The 7,171-nt window shown below is 57.2% G+C and carries 3 protein-coding genes; 2 read left to right on the forward strand and 1 reads right to left on the reverse strand.

The window, feature by feature from the left end; genetic code table 11:
• Window positions 1-17: 17 nt before the first annotated feature.
• Complete coding sequence (locus tag KDX30_RS06725) at window positions 18-1,382, forward strand: DUF1329 domain-containing protein (protein ID WP_231675322.1); 1,365 nt, start codon at window positions 18-20, stop codon at window positions 1,380-1,382.
• A 259-nt stretch (window positions 1,383-1,641) separates the two neighbouring features.
• Window positions 1,642-4,383, forward strand: a complete 2,742-nt coding sequence (locus tag KDX30_RS06730; protein ID WP_231675323.1) for a LuxR C-terminal-related transcriptional regulator — start codon at window positions 1,642-1,644, stop codon at window positions 4,381-4,383.
• Window positions 4,384-4,518: 135 nt separating this feature from the next.
• On the opposite strand, the gene KDX30_RS06735 is transcribed toward KDX30_RS06730, so the two are convergent.
• Window positions 4,519-7,171: beta strand repeat-containing protein (locus KDX30_RS06735; RefSeq protein ID WP_319946080.1), on the reverse strand; the 2,653-nt coding region annotated here is incomplete at its 5' end.

Below are 7,171 nucleotides of genomic sequence, written 5' to 3' on the forward strand. Positions count from 1 at the left end.
TCAGGACGACGATGAATATGAAAATAACAAAAAATCTGTTGCAGGTCGGTGTGCTGGGTTTGTCGCTGTTGGCGACTGGTGTGATGGCTGCTGTATCTGAATCCGAAGCTGCAAAGCTGGGCACTACGCTGACGCCAATGGGCGCGGAAAAGGCCGGAAATGCCAGCAACACTATTCCTGCCTGGAGCCCGATGCCGAAGAATGCCGGGGCGGTGGACAGCAAAGGCTTCCTGGCCAACCCCTATGCCAGCGAGAAACCTCTGTTCACCATCACCGCCGCTAACGTTGAGCAGTACAAGGCCAACCTTGCGCCGGGCCAGTATGCGATGTTCAAACGTTACCCGGAAACCTTCAAAATGCCGGTCTACCCGTCCCATCGCGGCGCGGCGGTTCCGGATGACGTGTCGGCTGCCATCAAGAGAAATGCCACCAATGCCAAGCTCGTAGGGGGTGGCAATGGTGTGGAAAACTTCGATACAGCGGTACCGTTCCCGATTCCTCAGAGTGCTACCGAAGTCATCTGGAACCACATTGGGCGTTATCGTGGCGGTAGCGTGAAGCGTCTGGTGACACAGGCAACGCCGCAGCCGAACGGTTCATACAGCCTGGTATATTTCAGTGATCAGTTTGTATTCCGCGACAAAATGAAGGACTACGATCCGAAGAATCCCGGCAACGTATTGTTCTATTTCAAGCAGGAAGTCACTGCGCCAGCGCGTCTGGCCGGTAGCGTGCTGCTGGTCCACGAAACCCTCAATCAGGTAGCCGAACCGCGTTCTGCCTGGCTCTATAACGCAGGGCAACGTCGGGTCCGCCGCGCTCCGCAGGTTTCTTATGACGGACCGGGCACCGCCGCTGATGGCTTGCGCACATCCGACAATCTGGACATGTTCAACGGCGCACCGGATCGCTATGACTGGAAGCTGGTCGGCAAGCAGGAAATGTACATCGCTGCCAACAGCTACAAACTGGACGATCCGAAGCTCAAGTACGCTGACATCATCAAGGCAGGGCATATCAATCAGGACCTGACACGCTACGAGTTGCGCCGCGTCTGGCACATCACCGCAACCCTGAAGGAAGGGCAGCGTCACATCTACGCCAAGCGTGATTTCTTCGTTGATGAAGATACCTGGCAAGCCGCGGTCATTGACCACTACGACGGTCGTGGTCAACTGTGGCGTGTTGCTGAAGCTCATGCCGAGAACTACTACGACAAACAAGTGCCGTGGTATGCCCTGGAAGCCATATACGACCTGCAATCGGGCCGCTATCTGGCGCTGGGCATGAAGAACGAAGAGAAGAGGGCCTACGACTTCGGCTTTACTGCGACTACCAGTGAGTTCACACCGAATGCGTTGCGTCAGGAGGGTGTTCGCTGATAACGCGGCAATAGATTTTTGTAGGAGCCAACTTGTTGGCGAGACGAAATGTCTGGTTGCGCAGGTCCGACGTCTCGCCAACAAGTTGGCTCCTACAGATCGATTCCTCTAAAGCCCCTTGTGCGGGGCTTTTTTATGGCTGTGTATTCGAGTCAATGATTGTAGGGAAATTGTTACAGTCTTTTCCCGCGCAACCTTCAAAACAGCTGACTTACCGGCTAGTCTCCAGAGCATTCGCCTAGCCGATCAAGAGCCGGCCATGACTGATTTGTCCCGTTTGCAAGCGTTCGCAGGCAACGTGGTCCCCGCGCTGGAAGGACGACTCTTCCGGCCACCCTTGCCTGACGGCTACGTACCTCGTAACCGTCTCTGTACACGATTGGCTGCCGGTTTATCCGGACGGCTGCTCTTGATCAGTGCGCCTGCCGGTTTCGGCAAGAGCTCAGTGGCTATCGAGTTCTGCCAGAATCTACCCGAGGACTGGCAAAGTGCATGGTTGGGTTTGAGTCCGCGTGACAGCGATCCGGGGCGTTTTCTGGAGCGTTTGCTGGCAGCGCTGCAACAGTTCTTCCCACAGCTGGGCGCTCAGGCCCTGGGTTTATTGAAGATGCGTCAGCGTCATCAGCCCTTCGCTTTTGAAGAGTGGCTCGATGGTCTGCTTGATGAGCTGTCGATGCACCTGATGCTGGGCAAGCCAGTATTGCTGGTGCTGGACGATTACCATTTGGCCCAAGGGCCCGTGCTGGATCGCTGTCTGCAGTTTTTCCTCAATCACCTGCCTGCCGGATTGATCATCATGGTCACCAGTCGCCAGCGCCCCGAGTGGCATCTGGCGCGTCTGCGGCTGTCGCGGCAATTAGTAGAGCTTAACGAACACGACTTGCGTCTGACGCATTCTGAATCTTTATCCCTGTTGGGTGCGCGTAGCCACTCGCTCGAAGCCGATGCGCTGCAGAGCCTCATCGAGCGCAGCGAGGGGTGGGTGGCCGGGCTGCGCTTCTGGTTGCTGGCGGCATCTGGAGAGGGGACTGATAACGAGTTGTCACAAGCGCTGCATGGCGGTGAAGGGCTGATACGCGACTATTTGCTTGAAGAAGTCATCGATAGCTTGCCCGACGATGTGCAGGCTTTTCTGTATGACACTGCATGCCTGGAGCGTTTTTGCGTCGAGCTGTGCGATGCCGTCAGGGACAGCCATGACAGCGCTCAATTGCTGGGTTATTTGCAGGCGCATCAGGTATTTCTGGTACCGCTGGATGAGCACGGTCGTTGGTACCGTTATCACCACCTGTTTTCCGATCTGCTGCGCGCCAAGGCTCAGGACGGCCCCCAACAAAACCGTCTGCACCTTAATGCCTGCCGCTGGTTCAGCGAACAGGGCTTATTGGATGAAGCTGTCGAGCAGGCGCTGCGGGCCGGGCACCTGGACGTCGCCGCCAATCTGGTCCAGAACCTTTCCGAAGAGCAACTGCTGGCTGAGCAGAACGTCGGCATGTTGTTACGCTGGAAGATGGATTTGCCCGACAGCCTGCTGATCAGTACGCCGAGACTGATTGTGTTGTACGCCTGGGCGCTGGGGCTGGCGTGTCAACTTGATGCCGCCGAAGAATTGGCCGAACATCTCAGTCGTTTTCTGCCGGCACCTTCTGCCACGGCGCAAGAATCAATGCTCGCGCAGTGGCTGGCCCTGAGCGGGATCATTGCTCGCGGGCGAGGTGATACTGAAAAGACTCAGCGTTATTGCAGCGAGGCATTGCTCAGCCTGCCGCGCAAACGTTATGGCCAACGCTTGATGTGCTTGTCGACCCTGGCCAATCTGGCAATTGCCGAAGGTGACTTGTGGCGTGCTCGAGCCTTAAATCGTGACGCGCTTGAGCTGGCGCAGCGGGTCGCCAATCCGCTGTTCGAAGCCCTCGCCCATTATGATCGCGCCCGTGCGTTGCAGGCTCGGGGTGAAATTTTGCGTGCGCTTGATGAGGTTCGCCACGGGCTACACCGTCTGAGGGGATTGTCTGCGCAACGCTTGTACGCCGTTCGTGCGCGACTCACGCTTTATGAAGGCTATTTATTGACCCTGCGCATGCAGGATGAGACCGGACGCGTGCAGCTACTGGCCGGTCTTGCCGAAGCGCGGGCATGTCGAGACATCAGCGTGTTGATCGGCCATTGCGCGGTTGCGGGGTTGTTGGGGCGAGAAGGGCGTTTTGCCGAGGCATTTGCGGAGCTTTCCGAAGCTGAGCGGCTGATGCATATCTGGGATGTGCCATCGATTTACTATCTGGCGATGATCACGCTGGTCAAGTGCGAGTTGTGGTTGGCGCAAGGCCGATTCGATCTGGCAGAAGCCTGGTTGCTGCGGTTGACCCAGACCTACAGCGGCGATACGCCAGCGTCCTCACCTGAGTGCCATCCGCAACTTCCGCATTATGTCGAGTTGCAGTGCGCTGCACTTGAGCGAGTTCAGGGGAAGGTCGACGCTTGCACCCAACGCCTTAACCAACTGGAGATTCATGCTCGTAGCGTCGATGGTCAACTTCTGAACCTGACGGCATTGATCCAGCAGATGTTGTTGTTTATTGGCACCGGCGACGAGGCTAAGGCCCGCGCTTTACTGGATCAGAGTTTGCGCGCAGCAACGGGCGGGGCGTTGTTGCCGTTTCATGAGCTGATTGAGCATCACCCTGGCTGGTTACGCGAGCAACTGCTGCAGTTCGCCCCTTGTGCGGTGCGCGATGCACTCCTGGAAAGGCTGCCTATGTTGGCCTGCACCCAGCTCAAAGAAAGCACTGAGACCTTGTCTGCCAGGGACACCCTGAGCGCACGGGAGTTAAGCGTCCTGCAGTTGATCGCCCAGGGTTGCTCGAATCAGGAGATCAGTGATCAGCTCTTTATTTCGCTGCACACCGTCAAGACCCACGCCAGCCACATCAATGGCAAACTTAGGGTCGAGCGCCGAACCCAGGCCGTAGCCCGGGCACAGGAACTTGGCCTGTTGAGCTAAGGTTTAGACGACGCTCCGATCCTGTAACTCATACACAACTCATCAATGTGCTATCCGGAGCTTTCACTTTCAGGAGGGTATCGTGTTCCTGAGGATTACTCCGGATTGATCAGTGTGGGCTCCTGAGCGCCTGGATCAGACGAAATCGTTCGCCGTGAGGGCAGTGACGCCCACCAGATGGATCTCAAAATCATTGTTCAGGTTGCCGTTGATGTTGCCTGACAGCACTTCATCGACAAAACGCAGTTGCCCGGCGCCGGTGAATTCTGCCGCACCAATAAAGGTAAACGGGTTGATACCTCCCAAGAGGACATTGGCGTCCAGTTTGCTCAGATCGATCTTGTCCCCCTGAGCACTGTTGAAGTCGGTGATGGCGTCACGTTTGTCACCCAATCCAAGCTCACTCAACAGATTGAAGACGAATGTGTCTGCACCTGATCCGCCCGTGAGCGTATCAGTGCCCAGGCCGCCGATCAGATGATCGTTGCCATCGCCTCCATCCAGCATGTCGTTACCCGCGGCACCGTTGAGGATGTTATTCCCCGAGTTGCCGGTCATGGTGTTGATCAGGGCGTTGCCGGTGCCGTTGAGGTTATCGCTGCCGGTGAGGGTCAGGTTTTCCAGATTGGCGCCCAGAGTCCAGTTGACTGAGGATTCGACGGTGTCGATTTCAGTGACCAGGGTGCTGGTTTCGACGACCACGTCCTTGAGGTTGTCGACCACATAAGTGTCGTTGCCCAAGCCGCCGGTCAAGTTGTCGATGCCAAGGCCACCGTCCAGACGGTTGCTACCGCTGTTGCCGGTAATGCGGTTGTTCAGTGCGTTGCCGGTGCCGTCGAGGCTGTCGCTGCCGGTGAGGGTCAGGTTTTCGACATTAGCGCCCAGCGTGTAGCTGATAGATGCCTGTACGGTGTCGATCTCGGTGAGCAGTGCGCTGGTTTCGACGACCACGTCGCCGATGTTGTCGACGATGTAGGTGTCATTACCCAGGCCACCGATCAGGGTGTCGGCACCGGCTTTGCCATCCAGGATATTGGCGGCGTTGTTGCCGGTGAGGGTGTTGTCCTGATTGCTGCCAGTCAGATTGATCGCCGCAGCTCCCAGCAAGACACCGTCTTCAACAAAATCGCTTAGTGTGTAGCTGACCGTGGTTTGCACGGTGTCACGGCCTTCGCCGTCGAGTTCGGTAATCTTGTCGCCGATGTTATCGACGACGTACGTATCGTTGCCGGTGCCGCCGATCAGCGTGTCGATCCCGGCGCCTCCGTTAAGAGTGTCATCGCCTGCACCGCCGTTGAGGGTGTTGGCGAAGGCATTGCCGACGAGGATGTTGTTCTGATCGTTACCGATCACACCGAACAACCCCGCACCCAGTAACGTGACGTTTTCCACGTTTCGCAGGTTGGTGTTGCTCAGGTCCACAGTGTTGTTGATCGCTGTGGCGGCGAAACTGATATTCAGGGTGTCGGTGCCTTGATTGCTGAGCTCTTCGAGCAGTGCCAGTTCGGCAAACTGGTCGAGTACGAAAGTGTCGTTGCCATCGCCGCCTTTCAGAGTGTCGATGCCCGCACCGCCGTTGAGGATGTTATTCCCGGCGTTGCCAATCAACACGTTGGTCAGGGCGTTGCCGGTGCCGTTGAGGTTATCGCTGCCGGTGAGGGTCAGGTTTTCCAGGTTGGCACCCAGGGCCCAGTTGACCGACGACTCGACAGTGTCGATTTCAGTGGGCAGGGTGCTTGTTTCGACGATCACGTCCTTGAGGTTATCGGCCACGTAGGTGTCGTTACCGAGGCCGCCGGTCATGGTGTCGATGCCCGCGCCGCCGTCCAGACGGTTGCTGCCGCTGTTGCCGGTAATGCGGTTGTTCAGTGCGTTACCAATGCCGTCGAGGCTGTCGCTGCCGGTGAGGGTCAGGTTTTCGACATTAGCGCCTAGCGTGTAGCTGATTGATGCCTGAACGGTGTCGATCTCGGTGAGTAGTGCGCTGGTTTCAACTACCACGTCACCGATGTTGTCGACTATATAAGTGTCATTGCCCAGGCCACCGATTAGTGTGTCGGCCCCCGCTTTACCATCAAGAACGTTGGCGGCGTTGTTGCCGGTCAGGGTGTTGCCTTCGTCATTACCCGTGAGGTTGATGGTGGCCGCGCCCAGCGCTTGTCCGTCTTCGACAAAATTGCTGAGGGTATAGGTGACCGTGGTTTGCACGGTGTCGTGGCCTTCGCCGTCGAGTTCGGTAATCTTGTCGCCGATGTTATCGACGAGGTACGTATCGTTGCCGGTGCCACCGATCAGCGTGTCGATCCCGGCGCCGCCGTTAAGAGTGTCGTCGCCTGCACCGCCATTGAGGGTGTTGGCGAAGGCATTGCCGACGAGGATGTTGTTCTGATCGTTACCGATCACACTGAACAACCCCGCACCCAGTAACGTGACATTTTCCACGTTACGCAGGTTGGTATTGCTCAGGTCCACGGTGTTGTTGATCGCTGTGGCGGCGAAACTGATGTTCAGGGTGTCGGAGCCCTGATTGCTCAACTCTTCGAGCAGTGCCAGTTCGGCAAACTGGTCGAGCACGAAAGTGTCGTTGCCATCGCCGCCTTTCAGAGTGTCGATGCCTGCACCGCCGTTGAGGACGTTATTCCCGGCGTTGCCGATCAACACGTTGGCCAGAGCGTTGCCAGTGCCGTTCAGGTTATCGCTGCCGGTGAGGGTCAGGTTTTCCAGGTTGGCACCCAGGGCCCAGTTGACCGACGACTCGACGGTGTCGATTTCAGTGACCAGGGTGCTG

The organism is Pseudomonas quasicaspiana, from assembly GCF_021147825.1.
GTDB classification, from domain to species: Bacteria; Pseudomonadota; Gammaproteobacteria; order Pseudomonadales; family Pseudomonadaceae; genus Aquipseudomonas; species Aquipseudomonas quasicaspiana.